Origin of the sequence: Haloplanus sp. HW8-1 (assembly GCF_023703795.1) — an archaeon.
Classification (GTDB): domain Archaea; phylum Halobacteriota; class Halobacteria; order Halobacteriales; family Haloferacaceae; genus Haloplanus; species Haloplanus pelagicus.
The window spans coordinates 1,743,694-1,766,419 of record NZ_CP098518.1 but is presented as its reverse complement, the minus strand read 5'-3'; the positions used below and the strand labels follow the sequence as shown (position 1 = coordinate 1,766,419).

Here is a 22,726-nt window from a genome sequence, read left to right as displayed (position 1 = left end):
TATCCGACGGCGGCTCGGGTGTGAGTATGACTGCGGACGGCATCGTCGGGGAGTTTCTCGCTCTGAAAGCGGAGACCGACGCCGATCTGCTGGCGATGCAGTGTGGCGATTTCTACGAGTTCTTCGCGGAAGACGCCGAGTTCGTCGGCGACGAACTCGACCTGAAGGTGTCGGAGAAGTCATCCCACGGATCGACGTATCCGATGGCCGGAGTCCCGGTCGACGACCTGACGCCGTACCTGAAGGCGCTCGTCGAGCGGGGCTACCGTGTCGCCGTCGCGGACCAGTACGAAACCGAGGACGGCCACGCCCGCGAGATCACGCGGGTCGTCACCCCCGGTACCCTGCTGGAGACGACTGACCCGACGGCGCAGTTCCTGGCGACGGTCGTCGGCGTCGACGGGCGCTACGGCCTCGCACTCGCGGACGTGACGACCGGGAAGTTCCTCGTGACGACGACCGACGACGGCGCCGAAGTCGTCGCCGAACTCCACCGGTTCGCCCCCGCGGAGGTGCTGCCGGGACCGACGGTCCGGGCCGACGATGACCTGCGGGCTCGGATCCAGGAACGGACCGACGCGCCGGTGACCGAACACGACGACGCGGCGTTCGCGCCGGGGCGGGCCGAGCGTCGACTGCGCGATCACTTCGGCGACGGCCTCCTCGACAGCGTCGGGCTCGACGACCGGGCTGGCGTCGCCGCCGCCGGCGCGGTCCTCGCGTACGTCGAGGAGACGGGGGTCGGCGTCCTCGACGCACTGACGCGATTGGGGACCTACGACGCTGGCGATCATCTCGACCTCGACGCGACGACACAGCGCAACCTCGAACTCACGGAGACGATGCACGGCGAGCGCGAGGGGTCGCTGCTGGCGACGGTGGATCACACGGTCACGAGCGCCGGGCGGCGCCGCCTCCGGGAGTGGCTCACGCGCCCCCGTCGCGACCGGGACGTGATCGATCGCCGCCTCGACAGCGTCGCGGCACTCACCGAGGCGGCGCTAGCCCGCGACCGGGTCCGAGAGATCCTCGGCGACGCCTACGACCTCGAACGCCTGGCCGCGCGGGCGACGGGCGGAAGTGCGGACGCGGGCGACCTGCTCGCGGTCCGGGACACCCTCGAGGTCCTTCCGGCGCTCGTGGAGGCGGTGGCCGACACCCGCCTCGCGGACTCCCCGCTCCCGGCCATCGTCGACCGGCCGGACCGGGAGGCTGCGGCGAATCTGCGGGCGGACCTCGACGCCGCCCTCGTCGAGGATCCCCCGGGAACGATCACCGAGGGCGGCCTCTTTCGCCGCGGCTACGACGACGAACTCGACGCCCTGATCGACCGGTACGAGGAGGCGAAGGGCTGGCTCGACGGCCTCGCCACCCGGCAGAAGGACCGGACTGGCATCACCCACCTCCAGGTCGACCGCAACAGGACCGACGGCTACTACATCCAGGTGGGGAACTCGGAGACCGACGCCGTCCCCGACGACTACCGGGAGATCAAGACGCTGAAAAACTCCCGGCGGTACACCACCGACGAACTCGAAGAGCGCGAACGCGAGGTGTTACGGCTAGAGGAGGCCCGCGGCGACCTGGAGTACGACCTCTTCCGTGACCTGCGCGACCGGGTCGCCGCCCGGGCCGAACTCCTGCAGGACGTGGGGCGGACGCTGGCGACGGTGGACGCCCTGGCCTCGCTCGCGACCCACGCCGCGAGCCAGGACTGGACGCGGCCCGAGGTGGTCGATCCGGGGCCGCTGGTCGTCGAAGCGGGGCGCCACCCGGTCGTCGAGACGACGACCGACTTCGTCCCCAACGACCTGCACCTGGACGAGGACCGCGGCTTCCTCCTGGTCACCGGGCCGAACATGAGCGGCAAGTCGACGTACATGCGACAGGCCGCCCTGATCGTCCTGCTGGCACAGGCGGGGAGTTTCGTCCCCGCGCGGGCGGCGACGGTCGGCGTCGTCGACGGCATCTACACGCGTGTCGGCGCTCTCGACGAACTCGCGGGCGGGCGGTCGACGTTCATGGTCGAGATGCAGGAGTTGAGCAACATCCTCCACTCGGCGACCGAGGAGTCGCTGGTCGTCCTCGACGAGGTGGGCCGCGGGACGGCGACGTACGACGGCATCTCCATCGCGTGGGCGACGACGGAGTACGTCCACAACGAGGTGGGGTGTAAATGTCTCTTCGCCACCCACTACCACGAACTGACGGCGCTCGCCGATCACCTGCCACGGGTCGAGAACGTCCACGTCGCCGTCGCGGGCGACGACGGCGGCGACGGGGACATCACGTTTCTTCGAACCGTCGAGGAGGGGCCGACCGACCGGAGTTACGGCGTCCACGTCGCCGACCTCGCGGGGGTCCCCGAACCGGTCGTCGGCCGGTCGCGGGAGGTGCTCGACCGCCTGCGCGAGGACCGAGCCATCGAGGCCCGCGGGGCCGGGGCGGGCGACGGGGGAACCACGCAGGCCGTCTTCGACCTCGGGGCGGGCGACTTCCGGACCGACGGGACGGACGACGAGGACGACGGGACGCTCGATCCGACGACGGAGTCGGTCCTCGCGGAACTGCGGGAGACGAGCGTCGCGGAGACGTCGCCGGTCGACCTCATGACGCGGGTCCGCGAGTGGCAGGACCGTCTCGACGACGAGGGCTGACGGCCCGGAGCGACCGCCGACCGTGACGGTCGCCGCGACCCTCGTCCCGTCCAGTTGCGACGGATTCTAGACGGCCTTTGGATTCATCCCCGATGGATCTTGAAAAATCTACTTTCGGCCCCCGGACGGCGTGCCGGACGTGATGTCGAACGACACGTCACGGCGGCGATTCCTCGCAGTCGCGGGAAGCACGACCATCGCGGCGCTCGCGGGGTGTAGCGGCGGCGGCGAGGGAGGTACCGAGACCGACGCCATGGGCGGCGAACCGACCGAATCCATGGGCGACGGAACGACCGGCACCGAGTCCATGGACGACGAAACGACCGAATCAATGGACGGCGAGGCGACCGAGTCCATGGACGAAGGGATGGAGTCGGTCACCGTCACCGTCCGGATGGAGAACGTCGCACCGATGGACGTCTACGGCGCGGAGACGCCGACGGGCGGGGCCGTCTGGCTCACGCCGGGGGCGTTCGCGGTCCACACGGGCGAGAACCCCATCTTCACTCCGGGTGAACGGGCGTCGGTCGGCCTCGAAGCGCTGGCCGAGGCCGGGCCGCCGACCGGGTTCGAGGGCGAGACCGGACTCGTCGGCGAACTCCGGGAGCGGACGGGGAGCATGGGCGTCGTCGCCGCGGGGGCGTACACGCCGGAGCGGACCGTCGCGGACCCGAACGACCCGACCGGCGAGGTGCCCGGGGCGTCGCCCATCGCCCCCGGCGGTGCCTTCGAGTTCGACGTCGAGGCGCGGCCCGGCCACCGACTCTCCCTGGCGAGCATGTTCGTTCCGTCGAACGACGTGTTCGTCGCGCCGGGCGCGTCGGGCATCACGCTGTGGCCCGCGGACGGCGACCCGGTCGAGGGCGACGTGACCGCCGGCGTCGACCTCTGGGACGCGGGGACCGAACCCAACCAGCCCCCGGGACGGGGAGCGGATCAGGCACCCGCCCAGGAGCGTCCGGACCAGGGCGACGACGAGGGCGGAGTCGTGCGCCGCCTCGACGACGTGGACGACGGCCACGAGTACCCCGCGGCGAGCGACGTGGTGCGCGTGACGCTGACGCCACACGGGACGATGGACGACGGGATGTAGCGCGCTGGCGTCGGCGACCGAACCCGAGTCCGGTTCCGGTTGAGACACCTATTTCAGTCGGGGCAGTGACATGGGTGTATGGCGTCAGTCATCGTCGTCGGCGGCGGTCCCGCCGGCCTGAGCTCGGCACTGTTCACGGCGAAAAACGGCCTCGACACGACGGTGTTCGACACCGACGAGACGTGGATGCACAAGGCCCACCTGTTCAACTACCCCGGGATCGGCTCGATCGGGGGATCGGAGTTCATGGGCGTGACGCGACAACAGGTCGACGACTTCGGCGTCGACCGCCGGCAGGGCGAGGAAGTGACGGGGCTCGCGGAGAGCGGCGACGGGTTCGCCGTGACGACCGACGGCGGCGAACACGAGGCCGACTACCTGATCCTGGCGACGGGCGCCGACCGGAGCCTCGCCGAGGACCTCGGGTGTGCGACCGACGGCGGCGGCGTCGTCGAGGTGGGCGTGGAGATGGAGACGAGCGTGACGGACGCCTACGCCACGGGCGCGATGGTCCGGGCCGAGGAGTGGCAGGCCGTCATCGCGGCGGGCGACGGCGCGGCGGCGGCGCTGAACATCCTGAGCAAGGAGAAAGGCGAGCATTACCACGACTTCGACGTGCCGGCGGACGCGAGCGAGGCGTTCGGCGGGATGGTCGACGAGGCGTAGGGGTCGTCCCAGAACGCCTCGGTCGCCCCGAGCGAGGCGTTCGGCGGGATGGTCGACGAGGCGTAGGGGTCGTTCCAGAACGCCTCGGTCGCCCCGAGCGAGGCGTTCGGCGGGATGGTCGACGAGGCCTGAGCCAGACGGTCGAAACGGGGCCGAACGTACAAACCGTCGGCACCCATACGGGGATCCATGTCCTCACTGGCAGACGAACCCTGTGAAGCCTGCACCAGCGACGACGACCCCCTGACCGGCGAGGAGTACGGGCAGTACCTCGACGACCTCCGGACGGACGTGTGGGAGGTCGTCGACGATCACCACCTCCACGCGGAGTACGTCTTCGAGGACTTCAGGGACGCCCTGGAGTTCACCTACGAGATCGGCGAACTCGCCGAGGAGGAGTGGCACCACCCCGACATCGCGCTGGCGTGGGGGGAAGTGGAGGTGGACATGTGGACCCACAAGATCGACGGTCTCCACAAGACCGACTTCGTGATGGCCGCACGGATGGACCGCATCTACGAGGGATACGAGCCCGCGGAGTGATACCAAGCCCTTATGCGTCCCACGGCACTGGGTTGGGCATGACGATTTCTACCGGCGACTCGGTCACCATCGCGTACACTGGTCGCCTCGACGACGGGACGGTCTTCGACACCACCGACGAATCGGTCGCCGAGGAGGCCGGCCTCCTCGACGAACAGCCCGACCGCGAGTTCGAACCCCTCACCGTCGAAGTCGGCGCGGGCAACCTCATCGAGGGGATGGAGGAGGGACTGGTGGGACTGGAGGCGGGCGACTCCGAGACGATCACGGTCCCCCCGGCGGAGGCATACGGCGAGGCAGACGGCGACAACGTCCGCGAATTCGAACCCCAGCAGTTCGAAGGGATGGTCGGCCAGGAACCCGCGGAGGGCCTGCAGGTTCGCGCACAGGGCGGCGCGGTCGGTACCGTCGTCGGCGTCGACGAGGACGCCGTTCAGGTCGACTTCGAACATCCGCTGGCGGGCGAAACGCTGACGTTCGAAATCGACGTCCTGGACGTCGAGTAGCGACGGACTTCGGGGCACCGCCCCACCGTGGCGTTGATGATCCTTCCACCCGAGGGTACGGGTCGTGAGCGACACGCCGACCATCCACGCACTGGACGACGCGACGGTTCGCCGCATCGCCGCCGGCGAGGTGGTCGAGCGGCCGGCCAGCGTCGTGAAGGAACTGTTCGAGAACAGCCTGGACGCGGACGCCTCGCGCGTGACCGTCGCCGTCGAAGGCGGCGGCGTCGAGGGGATCCGGGTCCGTGACGACGGGGTCGGCATGACCGCGACGGACCTCGAACGCGCGGTCGAGGAACATACGACGAGCAAGATCAGTTCGGGCGCGGACCTGGATCGGGTCGGCACCCTCGGCTTCCGGGGCGAGGCGCTGCACACCATCGGCGCGGTGTCGCGGCTGACGATCCGCTCGCGCGCCCGCGAGGGCGGGCGCGGGCACGAACTGACCGTCGAGGGGGGCGAGGTGGGTGGGGTCACCCCCTCGGGCTGTCCGCCCGGCACCGTCGTCGAGGTCGACGACCTGTTCTACAACACGCCGGCCCGGCGGAAGTTCCTGAAGACGGAGGCGACGGAGTTCGACCACGTCAACCGCGTCGTCACGCAGTACGCCCTCGCCAACCCCGACGTGGCGACGACGCTCGAACACGACGGGCGGGAGGTGTTCGCCACCGAGGGGAGCGGCGACCTCGAATCGACGATCCTCGCCGTCTACGGCCGGGAGGTTGCATCCTCGATGGTGGCCGTATCGGCCGACCCGGCCGACCCCGTCGAGTCGGTGTCCGGGCTGGTGAGCCATCCCGAGACGACCCGCGCCGGCCGAGAGTACCTCTCGACGTTCGTCAACGGCCGCTACGTCACCGCGGGGACGCTCCGCGAGGCCGTCCTCGACGCCTACGACGGCCAACTCGCGACCGATCGCTACCCCTTCGCCGTCCTCTTCGTCGAGGTGCCGAACGGGGCCGTCGACGTGAACGTCCACCCCCGCAAGATGGAGGTTCGGTTCGACGACGAGGACGCCGTGGCCGACGCCGTGCGGACGGCCGTCAGCGAGGCGTTGCTCGACGAGGGACTGGTCCGCTCGTCGGCACCTCGTGGCCGGTCGGCGCCCGCGGAGACCGAGATTTCGCCGGCGTCGCCGACGCGGGAGGTGGCCGGCGGCGAGGCGGCACCCGAAGACGCGGCCGGGGACGGCCCGGACGGCGAGGCCGACGGTGTGGGTGGTGACCTCGACCGGAGCGAGAGCGGCGGGACGGGGGACGGATCGGCGGCGACTGCGGGCGCGGGCGTCGGGCAAGGCAACGAGGAGAGAGAGGAGTCGGCCGCCGGAACGGCACTCGGACCGGAGGAGACCGACCGGACGACGCGATCACCGACCCTCGACGAAGTGGCGGGAGAGTCGTCGGGCGAGGCGGCCGCCGAGGCGTCGGGCACAGCTGCTGGAGGATCGACGCCGGCCGACGAGGCGGAGGCGCCGACGGGGACAACCGGGACGGCAAACGGCGGCGAGTCCTCGTCCGCTGGCGTGGGGGGCGCCGACGGCGACGGGAACGGGAAATGGTCGACGGGCGGCGTCAGGCCGCCGAACGAGCAGCGGACACTCGACGGGGAGCGGGCGGCGCCGGACCGCGAGTTCGACCGCCTGCCAGCGATGCGGGTCCTCGGACAGTACGACGACACGTACCTCGTCGCGGAGACGCCCGACGGACTGGCGCTGATCGACCAGCACGCGGCCGACGAGCGGATCAACTACGAGCGCCTGCGCGCCGAGATGGCGGGGCAGACGCCGACGCAGGCGCTGGCCGAGCCGGTCGACCTCGAACTCACGGCGCGGGAGGCGGCGCTGTTCGACACCTACCGCGACGCGCTGGCGGAACTGGGGTTTCACGCCGATCGGACCGACGACCGGACCGTCGAGGTACGGACCGTGCCGACGGTGTTCGACGCGGCGCTCGATCCGTCGCACCTCCGGGACGCGCTGACCGGCTTCGCCGCGGAGTCGGCGGGCGAAACCGTCGACGCCGTCGCCGACGCCCTGCTCGCCGACCTGGCGTGTTACCCCTCGATCACGGGGAACACGTCGCTGACCGAGGGGTCGGTCGTCGACCTGTTGGCGGCGCTCGACGACTGTGAGAACCCCTTCGCCTGTCCGCACGGGCGGCCGGTCGTCGTCTCGATCGACCGCGACGAGATCACCGACCGATTCGAACGCGATTACCCCGGACACGGCGGTCGACGGGCGGAGTGACTCCGGTAGAGACCGAGCGACGGGGAGCACACTTTTTGCGTCGGTCGACCGAAGGGAGGTCGTGACGGATCTGGTGACCGTCGGTGACGCGACCCTTCGGTTCTCGCCGCCGCAGGGCGAACGCATCGAAACGGCGACCGGGTTCGCCGCGCACGTCGGCGGACCGGAGAGTAACGTCGCCGTCGCGGCGGCGACGCTCGACCTCGACGCCGCGTGGCTGTCGAAACTCCCCGACACGCCGCTGGGTCGACGCGTCGTCGGCGAACTCCGTCGCCACGGCGTCCGGACCGGCGTCGTCTGGGCCGGGACGGGGCGGACGTCGACGGCGTTCGTCGAACGCGGCGGGACGGCGGGGACACGGACCGTCCCGGACCGGGGGGAGGCGGCAGTCGCGACGACGACGGCAGACGACCTGCCCCTCGGGGTGGTTCGCGACGCCGAGACGCTGTTCGTCAGCGGTGCGACGCCCGCACGGTCGGAGACGCTCCTGGAGACGACCGCGACGCTCCTCTCGGTCGCGGGCGAGGCGGACACGACGCGTGCGTTCGACACGCGGTTCGACGCGACGGGGCTCGATCCCGACCGGGCCGCCGACCTGTACGATCACCTCCTCGGCGACGTAGAGGTCCTGATCGTCGACGAAGGGGACGCGGAGGCGGTGTTCGGCCTCGACGGCGATCCGGTGCCCGCGGCCCACAGCCTCAGGACGCGATACGGGTGTGAGACGGTGGTGCTCACGCGCGATCGGTACGCTCATCCGACGATCGGACTCCACGGCGAGGAGATCTACGAGGTGTCGGCGTTCGAGACGGAGACGCGCGACCCCGCCGGCGCCCACGACGCGTTCGTCGGGGGCTTCCTCGCCGGGCGCCACCAAGGTGAGGATGTCGAGGGCGCGCTGACACAGGGGGCAGCGGCTGCGGCGCTCACGCGCACTATCGTGGGGGACGTCGTCGTCGGATCGCCCGCTGACGTCGAGGCGATCCGGGACGACCGGAGATGAAGTGACCAACCAAAGAGTGGTAGGCCGGCCGATCCCCGGTCGGGGAACTCGGGGAGGGCCGGCGCGAAACGCCGGTCGGGTCGGGGAGACGCGTTGCGGGGACCGACGCCACCGGCACACGGGGAACGTCCGGGCGGCGTCGGCAACCGGGGATACCGGCGGACGGAACATAAATCTATCAGAGGCTCAGATGCGTATTTCAGTCTCGACGGATCGTTTCGGTGCCGGGTCCGAGAGGTGATCGTGACCGACGACGCATCACGCCGATCTCGGACGTCCAGGACGGGGAAGACCCCGGTTCGAGGAGAGTGGACGAAGACAAACCGGGTGACTCTGCACCGCAACGGAGAGACAGTCGCCGCCAACCGGAACGCCTGTCCCCACCAGCCGGTGGCGAAACTCGATCGGGGGGATCGGTTCGCTCGTCGACGGTGACCAACTCGTCGGTCACGAACACGGTGCCCGCTTCGACTGCAACGACGGATACTGCACCCGCGGACCGCCGCGCGGGCGATCGCTCGATCCCGTCGACGTGGTCGTCCCCGAGGGAGCGGTTTGTTCGGTCGACGAGCGATTCGAGTCCGACCGGCGACTGGACCGAGCGCACGTAACGCCGAGGAGTCGGTGCTCGGCGTCCGCGACCACGCCGAGAGGGGACCCGACTCGGCGATCGCTCCGCCGAGCCCACATTTATGAATCGACCCCCGCCACAGCAAGACGATGGTCGAAGCCGTGTTACAGGGAACCGTCGGCGTGGCCACGTCCCTCGCGGTCACGATCTGGGGGCTGGCTGGCGGGATAGGACTGCTCGTGGGCTATCTGCTGGGCCGCAGATACGGAGGTGGTCGCGATGCGTGACGCGGGCGTCGGGTCGAGCGGCGCCGACGCCGTCGGCGCGGGGATCGCAGCGTGGATCGGGAGGTCGGCGGGCGTGTCGACGCTCCCGACCCCGCTCCAGGTGGCGCGAGTCGGGCCCGATCCCCAAACCGTCGTCCTCTACGGCGTCGTGGCGGCCGTCGTGGGACTCGTTCTCGGAGCCGGGATCGGCGTCTTCCGGGCGCGACGGGCGGGGGCTGATCCCGGGACAGCACCGAAGACGAGGACGAAGGCACAGTCAGAGACGAGAACGAAGACACAGGCAGGGACGAGGACGGAGACGGACGCGGTGTCGGCGTCGACGCCAGTGACCCCGGCACCGACCGCGGGCGACGCGCCATCACCCGACGGACGGTCGACACCCGGCGGTGCGACCGGCCAGCCGAGTCGCATCCCGCGCGCGCCGGAGGTGGCCGTCACCCACGCCGACCTCACCGACGAGGAACCGATCGGCGGCGGCGGCAACGCCGACGTGACGAAGGCGACGCTCTCGACCCCCGGAGGCGACGTGTCGCTGGCGGTCAAGCGGCCGCGACTCTCCGGAACTCTGCACGCGGACGCGGTCGAGCGACTGCTCGGAGAGGCCGAAACCTGGGACAAACTCGACGATCACGACCACGTGGTCGGCGTCGTGGGCTACGGCGCCGAGCCGCTTCCCTGGATCGCCATGGAGTATATGGACGCCGGCGACCTCTCCGAGCGGTCGGGACGGCTGTCGACGCCGCAGGCACTCTGGACCGCCCTCGCGGTCACGAAGGGGGTCCGTCACGCCCACCGACGCGGCGTCGCCCACCTCGACCTGAAGCCGGAGAACGTGCTCTTCCGGAGCGTCGACGGCGCGTGGGACGTCCCGAAGGTCGCCGACTGGGGCCTCTCGAAGCACCTCCTCGATCACTCCCAGAGCGTCGAGGGGCTGTCACCGCACTACGCGGCCCCGGAACAGTTCGACGCCGACTACGGGCCGGCCGACGACCGGACGGACATCTACCAGTTGGGCACCGTCCTCTACGACCTGTTCACCGGCCGCCCACCCTTCGAGGGCGACTCCACGCGGGTGATGCGCGCCATCCTCGACGACCGGCCGGCGCCGCCGAGCGCGGTGGCCGACGTGCCCGAGGCGCTGGACGACGTCCTGCTCACCGCGCTCGCCACGGAGAAAGAGGACCGGTACGACGACATCGTCTACCTCCGGGACGACCTGCAGGAGCTGTACGACGCCCGGTGACGCCGGCCGGAGCGTCACACTCCCGGCCACCCACGGCGGGCTCGTCGGCCGTCGTCGCGGCGACCGAGACGGGCCCCGTTTCGCCTGCGAGAGGGAGACGGCTCGACCTTCGAAGTGATCCGTGTCGGCTCCGCGTACCGCGCCGAGCGCAGCGAGGCGCAGTTTCACTGCTGGCGAACGAAGTGAGCCAGCAGGGGTTTTTCCCCACGTTTTTGCAAGGAGCGGTGCCCGCAGCGAGCGAAGCGAGCGAGGACACCCGACGCAGCAAAAAGTGGAATGCCGTCCCCGATTTGAACTCGCCGAGACGTTCCTGCTCGCGCCTACGGCGCTGCGCGGGCGTGCGACTCGTCTGCTCAAATCGGGTCGGGAGCATTTTCACTGCTCACGAGCTCGGTCGCTCCGCTCCCTCGTCGGTTCGCAGGAAAATGCCGCCTCCCCGATTTGAACGGGGGACAGCTCGATCTTCAGTCGAGTGCTCTCCCAGTCTGAGCTAAGGCGGCGCAGTTCCGTCGAGGTGGATAATCGGCAAAAGGATTTCGAAACACGGCAGCGACCCGCGAACCGAGGACGGGGCGCGGCCGATCAGGAGACGGTCCGATGTTCGGTGAACACGCGGGTGCCGCTGGCCGTGCGGACGGTCGTCTCAACCCGAATCCGGCCGTCGTTGGATTCGATGCGCGCGGCGTCGACGTAGCCGACCCGGATCGTCCGCGTCCGGGTGACGGTCTCGCCCGCGGGGAGCCGACCGACGTCGGATTTCCCCTCCCAGATCAGGCTCCCGCCGGTCGTGATCTCGGTGGTGACGCGAACCGAGCGAGCGGCGTCGTCCCCGTCGTTCGACAGCGCGATCGTGACCGTCCGACAGCGCGTCCCGCAGGTTTCGATCGAGCGGACGCGCATGGTGACCGCCGGCGTCGACGCCGCGGTCCCGGTCGTCTCCGGGGTCGGCGTGGCTGTGGCGGTGGCACCGTTCGTGCCGGCATCGCCGCCCCCCGCGGTCGTGCCGCCGAGCGACCCGACCAACAGCGTGGCCGCGCCGGCGATCACTACGACAGCCAGGGCGGCGAGTGCGAGTTCGCGTCGGCCCCAGGTCCCGTCCGGTGACGACTCGCCGGACTCGTTCGCGTCGTCCCCACCGTCCGCGTCGTCGATCGACTCGAACGGATGTCTCTCCCCCGAACCCATGCGTGGAAGGTGGCCGTCGGCGCGCATAGCTCTGGTGGCCGTTCGGCGGGAGCCTTTTGCTCGCGCCCCGGATACGTTCGGCATGGCCGAACCGTACGTCTGTCCGATCCGCGACCCACGGGTGCAGGACCCGAAATCACCTGTGCGAGCACTTACACGACACCCACCACAAGAGCGACATCATCGACCGCTATCTGTCGGTGCTGGAGAGCTAGACTCGGCCGGGAGGCGATAGACGTCGACGTCGGCGCCGGTGCCCGCGTCGCGTTCCGCAGCGGCCCCGACGGCGTCGCGGGCGAGCGTCTCGGTGGCGTCCAGGGTCGATTCGGGGTCGTGGCCGGCTTCGAGTCCACCGAGGGCGACGGCCGCACCGCTTCCCACCGCCGCGAGCGATTCGTCGGTGACGCCCCCCTCGGGATCGACCGAGCGGAGGCGGGGACGCTCCTCGTCGTCGCGGGCGGCCGCGAGGACGGACGCGTCGAACTCGGTCGCTACGTCGCCGACGAGACGGGCGAACGGGCCGATGCGGAGCCGTCCGCGCTCCGTCCGGTAGGACCGAACCGCCGCGTCGAGTCGGTCGACGAACCCTGCGACGTCGGCACAGACGACGGCTGCGCCGACGCTCCCGAGGTCGAGGACGTGTTCGCGGGACCGGCTCCGGACGCGGCCGTCGGCCGTGACGAGACGGTCGCCGACGAGGACGACGCCGCCCGCGCAGGCGACGCCGACGACGGTACTCATGGGGGCGCGTAGGCGACGGAGCGGGGTAGGCGTGTCGCTCCGGGCTTACGCGCCGAGGAGGTCGTCGACCAGTGATTCGGGATCGAACCGGTCGAGATCGGCGTACCCCTGTCCCGTGCCGAGAAAGAGGACGGGCTTGCCGGTCACGTAGGCGACGGAGATCGCGGCACCGCCCTGCGAGTCGGCGTCCGCTTTCGTCAGGACGGCGCCGTCGATCGCGGCGGCATCGTCGAACTGCTGGGCGCGCTCGACGGCGTCCTGGCCGGCGACCGCCTCGTCGACGAACAGCGTGAGGTCGGGATCGACGACGCGGTCTATCTTCTCCAGTTGGGCCATCAGGTCGCTGGAGGTGTGGAGGCGTCCGGCGGTGTCGCCGAGGACGACGTCCACGTCGTTGGCCTCGGCGTACTCCACGCCGTCGTAGATGACGGCCGCGGGGTCGCCGCCCTGTTCGTGGGCGATCAGGCGCTTGCCGAGCGCCTCGGCGTGCTCCCGGATCTGTTCGTTCGCTCCCGCGCGGTAGGTGTCGCCGTTGGCGAGCACCGAAGAGTAGCCCCGCTCTTCCAAGTAGCGGGCGAGTTTGGCGATGGTGGTGGTCTTGCCGACGCCGTTGACGCCGGTGAAGACGATCGTCACCGGCTTCTCGGCGGTCGCGATGCGTTCGTCGAAGTCGAACTGACCGACGCTGATGACCTCAAGCAGGGCGTCGCGCAGGGCGTCCTCGACGAGGTCGCCCGTGCTCGCCATCTGGGATTTGGTCTCGCCGACCAAGTTCGAGCGGATCTGGTCGAGGATGGCCTCCGCGACGCCCATCTCCACGTCGCTTTCCAGCAGCGCCATCTCCAGGTTCCAGAGGGGCTCCTCCAGATCCTCCTCCTCGAGGACGACCTTGCCGGTAGCCAAGGCCTTGGCTCGCTGGAGGCGACTCGGCGAGTCGGCGTCGCCCGCGTCCTCGGACTCGGCGGCGTCCTCCGCGTGCACGTTCGCGTCGTCGGGTGCCGTCTCCGTTTTCCCGTCCCCGTCCGCTCCGGAGCCGGGTGCGGTGTCGGGTTCGGCGCTCTCCTCGACGTCGCTGCGGAAGTCGTCCAGTTTGTCTTTCAGTCCGTCGAACATCGACCCGCTACTCGTCGTCGGCCTGCTGTTGTTGCATCTGCTGCATCTGCTGTTGTTGCATCTGCTGTTGCATCTGCTGGGCCTGCTGTTCGATCTCGTCGCTCTCGGACTCGAGTTCGGAGATCTCCGCCTCGACGTCGTCGATGCGGTCGTCGAGGACGTCCTGCTTGCGTTCGAGCGCGTCGATGGCGTCGCCCTGCTGCTGTTCGGCCGCGTAGCCGCCGCCGAGGTCGACGATCACTTCGTCGATGTCCTGCACTTCGGCCCGGAGGTACGCGCCGCCGCCGAGCGGGACCTGAACCGTCGAGCCGGAGTCGAGCGTCTCGATGGCCTCGATAGCCTCGTCGATCTCGGTCTGCCGGGTGCGGAGGTTCCCGATCTCGGCTTCGAGTTCCGCGATCTCTTCGTCGATGGCTTCGAGTTCCTGGGAGAGCTGCTGGAGTTGCTGCTGACCGCCACCCATCATGCCGCGGTCACCCCCTCGATCTCGATCTGCGTCCGCTTGAGCCCGTGCTCGCTCCCGAGTTGTGCGAGCGTGTGTTCCTGCGCGACGTTCCGATTGGGGGCGTCGATATCCTTCTCGAACGCGCGGTAGCCGGTTCGGTCCTGAAAGCGTCCGCTGACGACGAACTCACTCATGTACAGAAGGGTCGTGAGGAAGCGGGAAGTATCTTCCTACTGCCGCTCGATGTAGCCGAGCGTCTCCTCGATGCGGCCGAGTTCCGGCCCGGTCGTATCCGTGCCGACGACGTAGCCCGATTCGGTGGCGACGAGTCCGGAGCCGACCAGCGGCGCGCCGTAGTTGACGGTGCCGATGTCGGCCCGCACGTCGAGACAGTCCTCGATCGCCTCCAGTTCCGGTTCGCGGGACTTCGGGTGACAGAGGACGCCCTCGTTGGTCGCGACGGCGGCAGTGCCGACGGTCCGCACGTCGGCCAGATCGCCGCGTTCGACGGGCACGTCGAGCGCCGACCTGACCGTCCGGACCGCCTCCCGACTCAGGTCCGGATGAACGTAGGCGCCGTAGTCGTTCACGAGAACGACGTTGCCCGCGGCGTTGATCCGCCCGGGCAGTTCCGTCACCGAGAGCCCGGTTGCCTCCTCGATGGCCGTGATTTCGCGGTCGGTCGCCCGGCTGGAAACGAGCAGTCCATGCTCGTTGCCGACCGTGAGGGCGCCGACGGTGCCGGAGCCGCCCACCGTAGTCGGGACTGGCTCGACGTCGAGTTCCGCCGCCATGTCGGCGACGGTGTCCTCGTCGGCGTCGGAACGCACGAGCAGGCAGTCGTTCGTCGCCCGGGCGAACACCCCGACGTACGACGATCCGGCGAAGGAGGCGCGTAACACGTTATTCGGCGGGCTCTGCTTCGACGATCGGTTCGCCGTCCTCGACGAAGCGAGCGGCACGAACCCGAAGCTTGCTGGGCGGATTGTTTCGACCCTGCTTCCACACCGCCTCGTTGATAGCCGTATCGAGGCGCACCTCGCTCTCGTCGACCTTGAAATGCTGGGCGAGGTGTTCCCGAACCAGCGTCATCGCCTTGTCGGCGCGCTCGTTGGACGGGGCCGCCCGCGCGTCGCGGAGCGGGACGGTGACGACACGCTCCTCGAAGTCGTTGGCGCTCATCTATTCGTCCGTGTCGTTCCGGCGCCAGTTGCGACGCTTCGGGTTGCGGGTGACCTGTCGATCCGTCTTGAGCATGACCCACGCGGGGACACGACTGTTCTGTCGCTCCAGTTTGGCGAGTCGCTTCTTTTTCGCCTTCGATTTCTTACCCATAGTGGCCTTGTCTACCCCGTCGCCGCATAAAATCTTGTTCTTTCGGGCGTCGCCGAATCCGGGCAGGGCACGAGTCGTTCTATATCGCGTCATGGAGTTTACTCACCCGGATGGGGGGCTCGACAGGGCTCACCGAGGGGGAATGACTCTGGTCCGCCGCGTGCCCGGAGGATCCGGACTGGGGCGATGCCGAGGTCGGCCTCGGCGCGGGCGGGACTGACCTCGTCGCCCGACTCACCCAAAATAAACCGTATACCGCGATACAGAACGTCGCGTGCAGGCGTGAGACCGGCCCCCCATAGCTGATCGGCCCGAAACGCGGCGTAGAATCTCGTCGAGGCTCGGCTTACCGTCACCCACATATCAAAACGGCCACCAGCGTGTGACAGCCTCCGCGCCATCGGTGGATTCTCTCCGCCGAGGCGAGAGCGAGCGTCCGACTGGACGGATTTACCGCTGGGGTTGGTTGACGAACTCGTCGAGTTCGGCTTCGATGAGTGTCGCGACACGTTCGCTGTATTGCCAGAGTGCCGCATTGAGTCGTTCTTCGGTCTCGTCGTCGAGGTTGTCGGCTCCCCGGAGGACCGAATCCACGGTGATCTGTGGATGATAGACACAGACGACGCCGAGTGAGGTATCCGAACCCGAAGTCCCCGCCGTGTGGATGCCGTACTGATCGGTTCCCCAAACACCGTCGCCGCCCCCTCGCTCCAGTTCGGAGTCGAGCGCATCGAGGAGTCGCACCTCTTCAGGGGAGAGTACGGAATCCTCGCTGTCGAACAGATCAGCGTACGCCTCTCTCCGGGCACTCTTCGTCCACTGGTCTAACTGGGACCGTGCCTCTAGTACGATCTGTCGCTCGTCTGGAAACTCGACCATGCTTCTAAGACGGCGGCCAAGTGAATCAAGGTTCGCACGAGACGTCCAGTCGGCGGTGGTGAGTCGGCGCACGATCCGGGCGGACGGACGTGGAGGGCGGTTTGTCCGTCGTGGGCCCTTCCTACCGAGCCCCCACCCACGGACGCTTTGCTCTCGTCTGTCGGACGCTTCTTCGACTGCCCCATACTGCCGCCGAATTTACAGCATTTCGAGGCGAAAGCCCCCTCCCCTTCAGGGGTGGGATGAAGCCGACAGCCGGCGAAACGTTGATTATGTCGGCGCTCGTCGGTCGTGGCGCCGAGTCCGAGGTAAGGATACGCACCCTTCGCGGGGGTAGATGAAGCCCGCTATCTCGGTCGGGGGCCGTACTGGCACGGCCCACAACCCCACCGCGTACGAGTGGGGAACCTCCCGCCGTGGACTGCCCGGCCTGTGGTCGGGAACCCCACGGCTTTAGCCGTGGGAGGATGTCAGGACGGATCTCGCGGCCGACGGGGAGTGGTTGCGGCGACTGGGGACGGGAGTCCTGATGAACGGTGCCGATATCGAGACCACAGCGCGGGGTGGGATGTAGCTATACGTACCTCACAGCGTATTCACTCCGATCCTGTTTTTGCGTGACCGGGGGATTCCGTTCGGTCGGCGGCGATTCACCCGAATGCTCCTGACAGCGTCTCGTTCGGAAATTCGGGGCTACTAAACTCTCAGCGGCCGTATTCGGCATGAACGGAACGACCGATCCCATCTATAGTTCCGCGACGCCGGAGCCGAAGCCCGATGATTCAGATATCGAGGCAGTACTCGAGCGGATCGAGCGATGCGCCAATGACATCAGCCTCGGATTCGAGCGATGGGACGAGCCCTACGCCCGTGGACCCGGACTCTATTTCGTCGTCAAGCGGGATTCCGCGGCTGACTTCGCGACTCCAATGGGGACGAACCGCTGGCCGGTCGAGGACTGTGCGACCGTCTTTGCTGAGACTGGCACATTTCTCGAGACTGCACAGAGCATTTCGTTGTCCTGCGATGGAGCAGTCGTCGTCCGCAGCGACGGTACGATCGAGGAGGCGATGGGTCGGGCCAAGCAACTCGCTCCGGCCGACTGCCGACGAAACGACGGTCTTCCCTACGCCGGGTGGATGGGTGCCCGACACATGAGTGCGCTGGAAACCTCGACCCGCGAGGAGGTGTTCGCAGCGATCACACTCAGCGAAGAGGACGGCCGGGTGACGGTCTTCACCGACGGCACGTTCGAGGAGTTCTAGCGGCGTCCGGGGTGAGACGACCGCTGCCGACGGACTTCAACTTTGTTTTGATAATACGGGTGAAAACCGGGCACATTTTCAGCATCTACCACGACATTAGAGTGTGGAGTACGAGATTGGAGCGAACGAATCAGTAAGTACGGCCGTGGTGTGTGCAGTGAGCGCTGTCGAAGGCCGTGAGCCACGGTCGCTGCGGCCGCTCACGGACGTACTCGATCCCGACGCGCTGGATACCTTGTTCGGTTCGCGACACGACGTCACCGCTCGACCGGGTGGCCGTCTCACGTTCGTCTACAGCAAGTGCTGGGTCACGGTCGATAACGGCGAGTACCTCACGCTCCGCCCGATAGATCCCCGAATCAGCGACGAAAGCGGTCCCGACGTCGTCGACAGCGGCGCCCAGTGATGGGACCCGGCGACCGCCGAGGCGTCACACTGGCGGCCGTCTCGGTCGGACGTCCCGCACGGCGCCGAAGGCGTCAGGAACCTGTGGCCGAAGTGTCACGGAGCGGGGTCACGCTCGGTCAGTAGTCCCTGTGCCATGAGTCGGCGGGCGATCACGACGAGACCGTTCCCGAATCCCCCGCCGAAGATCGCCTGCTCCACTTTCGTCCCCGGCATGATGGAACTCACGAGGATCGTCGAGCGGTCGACCAGCAACAGACGGCCGATCGCGGTCTCGTCTTCGGCGGCGGCCTCGCCGTGTAACCACTCCAGGCCCGAGATGAACGTCGTGGCATCGGGCACCGCGGTCTGAATCCGTTCCTGCAGCGACTCGGTCAGGGCGCCGACAAGCAACCTGACGCCGTCGCCGACCTCGTTGAGTGTGGCAATGAGATCCTCGGTCAGCAGCGACTCGTCGCCGATGACGAGGACGACCTCCTCGGTTGCCGTCTGGATGAGTTCTTCCGTCCGGTTTTCGATCCCGTCGTTCCCGGTCATCGCCCACACCTGCTGGACTGGCTCTTCGTCGCCGTCTTTGACGATCTCGACCGTATCGAGGGCGTCGTGGAGACGCTCGACGCGGGCCTCGTACTGGTCGCGCAGCGTCTCGGTCGCTTCGTCCAGCGGAACCGCGCGAAACTGCTGTGGGCTCGAATGCTGTATTTCGACCAATCCCTGTGCTTCCAGCACCCGGATCGCGTCGTACACTCGCGTCCGGGGCACTTCGGTCATCTCGCTGAGTTTCTTTGCCGTTCCCGCCTCGACCTGTGACAGGCCAACGAAACACCGTGCCTCGTACTCCTTCAGTCCGAGTTGCTGGAGTGCTTCGACTGCTTCGTGTACTGTTTCGTCCGTGCTCATGTGTCCCAACTCACGACCCGGAGAATCCCGGGACTCCAACAAGATCGGAGCGCCAGGTAGATAGGCATTGTCACTGGCGAGTGTACAGCCGGGCGGCGTTCGGTGGCCGAATCACACCCGGCGCTGAAGCAGTACGATCGTCGTTCATCGCTCGGTAAGTCGTTGTGATGCGCAGGGTTACATTGTTGTCGGCCGAAATAGTATCCGTCGACGATCGCTCCCCGGTCAATTTCTAGAGTTAACTCGGTTAATCACAAAAGTATTATCATCGTCGGGACATGAGGTACGCTCCGGCGCGCGACTCGGAACTGTGTCCCAACCACGATCCGATGCGTGCCGGTCCCGGCCACCTTCGTGGGCGGGATTTCACAGTACAGAGGACCTGATCTATGGATTTCGATCCCGTCGACGATCCGCGTGCTGCAGCCATCGAGCAACTCGAACAGTTCGGGCTCAGCACCTACGCCGCACGGACGTTCGTGGCGCTCGTGGGTCTCGGGCCGGGCACCGCCAAGGACGTGAGTCGGACCGCCGACGTGCCGCGGACTCGCGTCTACGACGCGGTCGACGAGTTGCGCGCACGGGGCATGGTCGACATCCAGCAGTCGTCGCCAAAGGAGTTCTGGGCGATATCGGCCGAAACGGCCGGCCGGAAGTTCGAACGGGAGATGACCCACCGAACGGGAGTCCTGACGACGGCACTGAACGAACTCGAACCGGCTCAGCACATCGAGGAGCAACAGGGCGTCTGGACGGTCGAGGGCCAAGCGGCGGTCACGGACCGCGTACTGGAGTTCGTGGACGGCGCGACGGACGAAATCGTCTACATGACCGTCGAGGACCTACTCACCGAGGACGTCGTGGACGGGTTACGTGCCGCCGCGGAGCGGGGCGTGACGATCAGCCTCGGTGGCGTGTCCCCGGACGTTCAAGAGCGGATCCGGGACGACGTTCCCGGCGCGGAGCTATTCGAGTCGCTGTGGGTCTGGTCGGACACGCCCGCGGGACGGCTCATGATGGTCGACGAAACGCAGACGCTCGTGAGCGTCCTCGTCGGCGACGAGGACCCAGCCCCCACGGAGCCGCGGTTCGAGACCGCGATCTGGGGCGCCGGCGAGACGAACAGCCTCGTCGTCGTACTGCGGGCGATCTTCACCTGGCGGTTGGAGGACGGCGGTACGATGGAGTGACCGGCCCGCGACGCCGGGCCGTCGGGGACGCGCGCCGAGCGGCACTCGCGGAACCGAGGGATCGCTACAGGGGGTACCGCTCGACCGTTTCGTACGTCGGCCCCCCGTCGGTGAGCGTACTCTCTTCGAGGCGAATCTCGCGAACGACGACGCTGCCCACGGTCGGGTCCTCCCCGCCGACGAGCCGCTGGACGGCCGCCTTGCCCCGAGCGTCGTCCATGCGAGCGAGGGTGACGTGTGGCGTGAACGCGTGGTCCACGGGGTCGAATCCACGGCCCGTCGTCTCCCGCTCGATCGCCTCGTGGAGGCGGGTGAGTTCCGAATCTCCCTCGCTGACGCCGGCCCAGACGACGCTGATGTACTCGAGGGAGGGGAAGACGCCGTAGCCACCGAGTGTCAGGGTGAAGGGATCGACGCCGGCGTCGGCGACGGCAGTCGAAAGCGCGGCGTCGAGGGCGTCCAGACGGTCGGGATCGACGTCGCCGAGGAACTTGAGGGTGACGTGGGCGTCGGTCGGATCGACGCGGCGGAGGCTCTCGGCGTCCGGGAGTCGGTCCTGTGCGTCCGCGATGGCGTCGGCCAGCGTGTCGACGTCGACGCTGACGAACAGTCGCATGGCGGTCCTCGGCGCGCGAGGACCTAAGTTCTGGCCCGTGACGCAGGCCTTAACCGACCCGGCACACAAGCGGAGGGCATGGACGACGAGCGACCCCATCGCTTCTCGGAGGGGCAGGGGTTCGACGAGGAGTACGAGGAGTTCTCGCTCGACCCCCCGGAGCTATCGGTGGATCCGTCGGAGGTCGACCCGGTCGACTCGCGGGTGCTGACGGACATGCTCGACGAACGAAACGTCGCCAGCGACCAGGTCGACGCCGAACAGTTGGTCGACGTGGGGCTCTCGTATATGGGCATCAACCGATTCGAAGAGGCGACCGAAACCTTCGAGCGGGCGGCGAGTTTCGCCGACGACGAACTCGTAGCCCAGGAGGCGTGGGTGAACAAGGGAGCGGCCCACGCACAACTGGAGGAGTACGACGAGGCCGTCGGCGCCTACGAGGAGGCCCTCTCGATCGACGAGGACTCCGAACACGCCGCCTCGGCGCATACGAACCTCGCCTACACGCTCTGGGAGTGGGGGCGAACCGAACAGGCGCTCAACCACGCCGAACGCGCCGTCGAGGTCGATCCCAGGTTCGCGCAGGCGTGGTACAATCGCGGCTTCTTCCTCGCCGAGCGTGGCCTCCACGAGAACGCGGTCGACTGCTTCGACAACGCCATCCGTCTGGGGATGCGCAACGCCTCGGTGCTAGAGGAGAAAGCGAGGGCGCTGGAGGAACTCGGCGAGAACGAGGAGGCAGAGCGCGTCCAGGAGCAGGCGGCCGAACTCCGCGAGGAGGCCGAGCGCGAACTGGTCGAGGACCGATAGATGCTGATCCGCGAACGGGACACGCCCGAGGGACTGCTCGTCGCCGTCTGTGACGAGGAGTGTCTCGGCGAGACCTACGACGGCGACGGGGTGTCGCTCACGGTGACCGACGAGTTCTACGGCGGCGACGAGGGCGACGCGGACGACGTGGTGGACGCGCTGACGCGGGCGTCGGTCGCCAACCTCGTCGGCGAGCGCTGCGTGTCGGTCGCCATCGACGCCGGCCTCGTCGACGAGGAGCGCGTCCTCGATCTGGACGGCGCGCTCCACGCCCAGTTGCTCTGGCTCTAGCCGACCATCGAACTCTCGAGAGCCTGAATCTCGGAGATCGTGCCGATCTCGACGTAGTGGGTGTCCCCGGCGTCGCCGGTCGGTCTGAGTTCGAGCCAGTAGGACTGGTCGGGATCGAGGTCGAACACCACGGCACCCGTCTTCGAACTCCCGCTGAGGAGCGTCGCCGAGCCGAGCGCCTGGGTATCCACCCGGTCGTCGTCGGCGATCTTCGGCGTCGCCCCCTCGTCGATGTACCGGATCTGTTCCTCGTTGGTGGCGAGAAAGGCGTTCTGCGGAAAGGAGGTGTCGGTGTCCTGCGGGTTGCTGAGCTCCAGGAAGACGATCAGGAAGACGCCGTCGGCCGTGTCGTAGTTGGCGCTGCTGCCGATGCGGTCGGCGCGGTAGAAGTCGATGATGCGGTAGCCGATCCGATCGCTCCCGGTGCCGACGACGAACGACTCGTCGAGTTCGTGTGTCGGTCCCCCGGGGCCGGATTCGGCCGTCGCCGTCGGTTCGGCCGTCGGCGTCGCCGTCGGTTCGGCCGTCGGTTCGGCCGTCGGCGTCGCCGTCGGTTCGACCGTCTCCGTCGCCGTCCCCGTGGGCGCGCCCCCGTCACCGTCGCCGCTGCATCCCGCGAGGATCCCCGTTGCGAGCGCGCCGCACATCGTCAAGACCCGTCGACGTTCCATGGGTGTGAGTAAGCGTCCGGCGACGTCAAGAAAGTGTTGGGCGCGCGGTGGTAACCGGTCGTGGTT

27 protein-coding genes and 1 tRNA gene are annotated in these 22,726 nt (G+C 68.3%); 14 read left to right on the top strand and 14 right to left on the bottom strand.

The features are described 5' to 3' along the window. Positions 1-26 precede the first annotated feature (26 nt). The 3 genes from mutS (at position 27) to NBT82_RS09420 (ending at position 4,416) form a co-directional block, all read left to right on the top strand. On the top strand, positions 27-2,657 hold the full coding sequence (gene mutS / locus NBT82_RS09430) for a DNA mismatch repair protein MutS (protein WP_251327872.1): 2,631 nt from the start codon (positions 27-29) through the stop codon (positions 2,655-2,657). 142 nt (positions 2,658-2,799) lie between these two features. Then, positions 2,800-3,750, top strand: a complete 951-nt coding sequence (locus NBT82_RS09425; RefSeq protein WP_251327871.1) for a spondin domain-containing protein — start codon at positions 2,800-2,802, stop codon at positions 3,748-3,750. A gap of 78 nt (positions 3,751-3,828) precedes the next feature. Next, positions 3,829-4,416 carry an NAD(P)/FAD-dependent oxidoreductase gene (locus NBT82_RS09420; protein WP_251327870.1) on the top strand — a complete coding sequence of 196 codons (588 nt, stop codon included), beginning with the start codon at positions 3,829-3,831 and terminating at the stop codon, positions 4,414-4,416. On the opposite strand, the gene NBT82_RS09415 is transcribed toward NBT82_RS09420, so the two are convergent. Continuing rightward, positions 4,350-4,595, bottom strand: coding sequence for a hypothetical protein (locus tag NBT82_RS09415; protein WP_251327869.1), 246 nt, complete (start codon positions 4,593-4,595; stop codon positions 4,350-4,352). The two genes, NBT82_RS09420 and NBT82_RS09415, sit on opposite strands and share 67 nt — an antisense overlap. A gap of 10 nt (positions 4,596-4,605) precedes the next feature. Here NBT82_RS09415 and NBT82_RS09410 point away from each other — a divergent pair, with 10 nt between their 5' ends. The 6 genes from NBT82_RS09410 to NBT82_RS09385 all read left to right on the top strand — a co-directional run bounded on the left by NBT82_RS09410 (position 4,606) and on the right by NBT82_RS09385 (position 10,814). Next, positions 4,606-4,959: a 4a-hydroxytetrahydrobiopterin dehydratase gene (locus NBT82_RS09410; RefSeq protein WP_251327868.1), complete on the top strand. Its 354-nt coding sequence runs from the start codon at positions 4,606-4,608 to the stop codon at positions 4,957-4,959. Positions 4,960-4,997: 38 nt separating this feature from the next. Further along, positions 4,998-5,465: an FKBP-type peptidyl-prolyl cis-trans isomerase gene (locus NBT82_RS09405; protein ID WP_251327867.1), complete on the top strand. Its 468-nt coding sequence runs from the start codon at positions 4,998-5,000 to the stop codon at positions 5,463-5,465. Between the two features lie 64 nt (positions 5,466-5,529). Then, positions 5,530-7,710: a DNA mismatch repair endonuclease MutL gene (gene mutL, locus NBT82_RS09400; RefSeq protein WP_251327866.1), complete on the top strand. Its 2,181-nt coding sequence runs from the start codon at positions 5,530-5,532 to the stop codon at positions 7,708-7,710. A gap of 61 nt (positions 7,711-7,771) precedes the next feature. Further along, entirely contained in the window at positions 7,772-8,713 is a 942-nt protein-coding gene (locus tag NBT82_RS09395) for a sugar kinase (RefSeq protein ID WP_251331260.1), read from the top strand. Positions 8,714-9,433: 720 nt separating this feature from the next. Beyond that, positions 9,434-9,571: a hypothetical protein gene (locus NBT82_RS09390; RefSeq protein ID WP_251331259.1), complete on the top strand. Its 138-nt coding sequence runs from the start codon at positions 9,434-9,436 to the stop codon at positions 9,569-9,571. Then, on the top strand, positions 9,564-10,814 hold the full coding sequence (locus NBT82_RS09385; RefSeq protein ID WP_251331258.1) for a serine/threonine-protein kinase: 1,251 nt from the start codon (positions 9,564-9,566) through the stop codon (positions 10,812-10,814). Before NBT82_RS09390 ends, NBT82_RS09385 begins: the two co-directional genes overlap by 8 nt. 426 nt (positions 10,815-11,240) lie before the next feature. Here the strand turns inward: NBT82_RS09385 and NBT82_RS09380 are convergent. The 10 genes from NBT82_RS09380 to NBT82_RS09335 all read right to left on the bottom strand — a co-directional run bounded on the left by NBT82_RS09380 (position 11,241) and on the right by NBT82_RS09335 (position 16,512). Then, positions 11,241-11,314, bottom strand: a tRNA-Phe gene (locus NBT82_RS09380). Positions 11,315-11,396: 82 nt separating this feature from the next. Then, positions 11,397-11,999: a hypothetical protein gene (locus tag NBT82_RS09375; RefSeq protein WP_251331257.1), complete on the bottom strand. Its 603-nt coding sequence runs from the start codon at positions 11,997-11,999 to the stop codon at positions 11,397-11,399. Positions 12,000-12,179: 180 nt separating this feature from the next. Further along, the gene (locus NBT82_RS09370) at positions 12,180-12,740 is read right to left on the bottom strand and encodes a hypothetical protein (protein ID WP_251331256.1); all 561 of its coding nucleotides are present in this window, start codon (positions 12,738-12,740) and stop codon (positions 12,180-12,182) included. Positions 12,741-12,785: 45 nt separating this feature from the next. Further along, positions 12,786-13,853, bottom strand: a complete 1,068-nt coding sequence (gene ftsY, locus NBT82_RS09365) for a signal recognition particle-docking protein FtsY (protein WP_251331255.1) — start codon at positions 13,851-13,853, stop codon at positions 12,786-12,788. Between the two features lie 7 nt (positions 13,854-13,860). Further along, the gene (gene pfdA / locus NBT82_RS09360) at positions 13,861-14,316 is read right to left on the bottom strand and encodes a prefoldin subunit alpha (RefSeq protein WP_251331273.1); all 456 of its coding nucleotides are present in this window, start codon (positions 14,314-14,316) and stop codon (positions 13,861-13,863) included. Further along, a complete protein-coding gene (gene rpl18a, locus NBT82_RS09355; RefSeq protein ID WP_251331254.1) occupies positions 14,316-14,492 on the bottom strand; it encodes a 50S ribosomal protein L18Ae in 177 nt (58 codons plus the stop codon). Before rpl18a ends, pfdA begins: the two co-directional genes overlap by 1 nt. 36 nt (positions 14,493-14,528) lie before the next feature. Beyond that, complete coding sequence (locus NBT82_RS09350; protein ID WP_251331253.1) at positions 14,529-15,200, bottom strand: translation initiation factor IF-6; 672 nt, start codon at positions 15,198-15,200, stop codon at positions 14,529-14,531. Between the two features lies 1 nt (position 15,201). Then, positions 15,202-15,480 (bottom strand): 50S ribosomal protein L31e, encoded by a 279-nt coding sequence (locus NBT82_RS09345; RefSeq protein ID WP_251331252.1) that lies wholly within the window; start codon positions 15,478-15,480, stop codon positions 15,202-15,204. Then, complete coding sequence (locus tag NBT82_RS09340; protein WP_121921429.1) at positions 15,481-15,633, bottom strand: 50S ribosomal protein L39e; 153 nt, start codon at positions 15,631-15,633, stop codon at positions 15,481-15,483. A 450-nt stretch (positions 15,634-16,083) separates the two neighbouring features. After that, on the bottom strand, positions 16,084-16,512 hold the full coding sequence (locus tag NBT82_RS09335) for a DUF7539 family protein (RefSeq protein ID WP_251331251.1): 429 nt from the start codon (positions 16,510-16,512) through the stop codon (positions 16,084-16,086). Between the two features lie 722 nt (positions 16,513-17,234). On the opposite strand from NBT82_RS09335, the gene NBT82_RS09330 reads away from it, so the two are divergent. After that, positions 17,235-17,777: a diadenylate cyclase gene (locus NBT82_RS09330; protein WP_251331250.1), complete on the top strand. Its 543-nt coding sequence runs from the start codon at positions 17,235-17,237 to the stop codon at positions 17,775-17,777. Between the two features lie 103 nt (positions 17,778-17,880). After that, positions 17,881-18,183 (top strand): HalOD1 output domain-containing protein, encoded by a 303-nt coding sequence (locus NBT82_RS09325; RefSeq protein ID WP_256476691.1) that lies wholly within the window; start codon positions 17,881-17,883, stop codon positions 18,181-18,183. 95 nt (positions 18,184-18,278) lie between these two features. On the opposite strand, the gene NBT82_RS09320 is transcribed toward NBT82_RS09325, so the two are convergent. After that, entirely contained in the window at positions 18,279-19,082 is an 804-nt protein-coding gene (locus NBT82_RS09320) for a TrmB family transcriptional regulator (RefSeq protein ID WP_251331248.1), read from the bottom strand. 389 nt (positions 19,083-19,471) lie between these two features. On the opposite strand from NBT82_RS09320, the gene NBT82_RS09315 reads away from it, so the two are divergent. Next, positions 19,472-20,272 carry a TrmB family transcriptional regulator gene (locus tag NBT82_RS09315; protein ID WP_251331247.1) on the top strand — a complete coding sequence of 267 codons (801 nt, stop codon included), beginning with the start codon at positions 19,472-19,474 and terminating at the stop codon, positions 20,270-20,272. Between the two features lie 64 nt (positions 20,273-20,336). Here the strand turns inward: NBT82_RS09315 and thpR are convergent, their stop codons facing one another. Beyond that, positions 20,337-20,888 (bottom strand): RNA 2',3'-cyclic phosphodiesterase, encoded by a 552-nt coding sequence (thpR, locus tag NBT82_RS09310; protein ID WP_251331246.1) that lies wholly within the window; start codon positions 20,886-20,888, stop codon positions 20,337-20,339. A gap of 78 nt (positions 20,889-20,966) precedes the next feature. Between thpR and NBT82_RS09305 the strand changes: the two genes are divergently transcribed. Next, positions 20,967-21,698: a tetratricopeptide repeat protein gene (locus tag NBT82_RS09305; RefSeq protein ID WP_251331245.1), complete on the top strand. Its 732-nt coding sequence runs from the start codon at positions 20,967-20,969 to the stop codon at positions 21,696-21,698. After that, a complete protein-coding gene (locus tag NBT82_RS09300) occupies positions 21,699-21,989 on the top strand; it encodes a DUF424 domain-containing protein (RefSeq protein ID WP_251331244.1) in 291 nt (96 codons plus the stop codon). Here the strand turns inward: NBT82_RS09300 and NBT82_RS09295 are convergent. Beyond that, a complete protein-coding gene (locus tag NBT82_RS09295; protein ID WP_251331243.1) occupies positions 21,986-22,660 on the bottom strand; it encodes a PT domain-containing protein in 675 nt (224 codons plus the stop codon). The two genes, NBT82_RS09300 and NBT82_RS09295, sit on opposite strands and share 4 nt — an antisense overlap. Between the last annotated feature and the right edge of the window lie 66 nt (positions 22,661-22,726).

Bases quoted from the DNA above. Each gene is read 5' to 3' on its own strand.
- mutS (WP_251327872.1), top strand. From the start codon at position 27: ATGACTGCGGACGGCATCGTCGGGGAGTTTCTCGCTCTGAAAGCGGAG.
- NBT82_RS09425 (WP_251327871.1), top strand. From the start codon at position 2,800: ATGTCGAACGACACGTCACGGCGGCGATTCCTCGCAGTCGCGGGAAGC.
- NBT82_RS09420 (WP_251327870.1), top strand. From the start codon at position 3,829: ATGGCGTCAGTCATCGTCGTCGGCGGCGGTCCCGCCGGCCTGAGCTCG.
- NBT82_RS09415 (WP_251327869.1), bottom strand. From the start codon at position 4,595: ATGGGTGCCGACGGTTTGTACGTTCGGCCCCGTTTCGACCGTCTGGCT.
- NBT82_RS09410 (WP_251327868.1), top strand. From the start codon at position 4,606: ATGTCCTCACTGGCAGACGAACCCTGTGAAGCCTGCACCAGCGACGAC.
- NBT82_RS09405 (WP_251327867.1), top strand. From the start codon at position 4,998: ATGACGATTTCTACCGGCGACTCGGTCACCATCGCGTACACTGGTCGC.
- NBT82_RS09390 (WP_251331259.1), top strand. From the start codon at position 9,434: ATGGTCGAAGCCGTGTTACAGGGAACCGTCGGCGTGGCCACGTCCCTC.
- NBT82_RS09385 (WP_251331258.1), top strand. From the start codon at position 9,564: ATGCGTGACGCGGGCGTCGGGTCGAGCGGCGCCGACGCCGTCGGCGCG.
- NBT82_RS09375 (WP_251331257.1), bottom strand. From the start codon at position 11,999: ATGGGTTCGGGGGAGAGACATCCGTTCGAGTCGATCGACGACGCGGAC.
- NBT82_RS09370 (WP_251331256.1), bottom strand. From the start codon at position 12,740: ATGAGTACCGTCGTCGGCGTCGCCTGCGCGGGCGGCGTCGTCCTCGTC.
- ftsY (WP_251331255.1), bottom strand. From the start codon at position 13,853: ATGTTCGACGGACTGAAAGACAAACTGGACGACTTCCGCAGCGACGTC.
- pfdA (WP_251331273.1), bottom strand. From the start codon at position 14,316: ATGGGTGGCGGTCAGCAGCAACTCCAGCAGCTCTCCCAGGAACTCGAA.
- rpl18a (WP_251331254.1), bottom strand. From the start codon at position 14,492: ATGAGTGAGTTCGTCGTCAGCGGACGCTTTCAGGACCGAACCGGCTAC.
- NBT82_RS09345 (WP_251331252.1), bottom strand. From the start codon at position 15,480: ATGAGCGCCAACGACTTCGAGGAGCGTGTCGTCACCGTCCCGCTCCGC.
- NBT82_RS09340 (WP_121921429.1), bottom strand. From the start codon at position 15,633: ATGGGTAAGAAATCGAAGGCGAAAAAGAAGCGACTCGCCAAACTGGAG.
- NBT82_RS09335 (WP_251331251.1), bottom strand. From the start codon at position 16,512: ATGGTCGAGTTTCCAGACGAGCGACAGATCGTACTAGAGGCACGGTCC.
- NBT82_RS09330 (WP_251331250.1), top strand. From the start codon at position 17,235: ATGAACGGAACGACCGATCCCATCTATAGTTCCGCGACGCCGGAGCCG.
- NBT82_RS09320 (WP_251331248.1), bottom strand. From the start codon at position 19,082: ATGAGCACGGACGAAACAGTACACGAAGCAGTCGAAGCACTCCAGCAA.
- NBT82_RS09315 (WP_251331247.1), top strand. From the start codon at position 19,472: ATGGATTTCGATCCCGTCGACGATCCGCGTGCTGCAGCCATCGAGCAA.
- thpR (WP_251331246.1), bottom strand. From the start codon at position 20,888: ATGCGACTGTTCGTCAGCGTCGACGTCGACACGCTGGCCGACGCCATC.
- NBT82_RS09305 (WP_251331245.1), top strand. From the start codon at position 20,967: ATGGACGACGAGCGACCCCATCGCTTCTCGGAGGGGCAGGGGTTCGAC.
- NBT82_RS09300 (WP_251331244.1), top strand. From the start codon at position 21,699: ATGCTGATCCGCGAACGGGACACGCCCGAGGGACTGCTCGTCGCCGTC.
- NBT82_RS09295 (WP_251331243.1), bottom strand. From the start codon at position 22,660: ATGGAACGTCGACGGGTCTTGACGATGTGCGGCGCGCTCGCAACGGGG.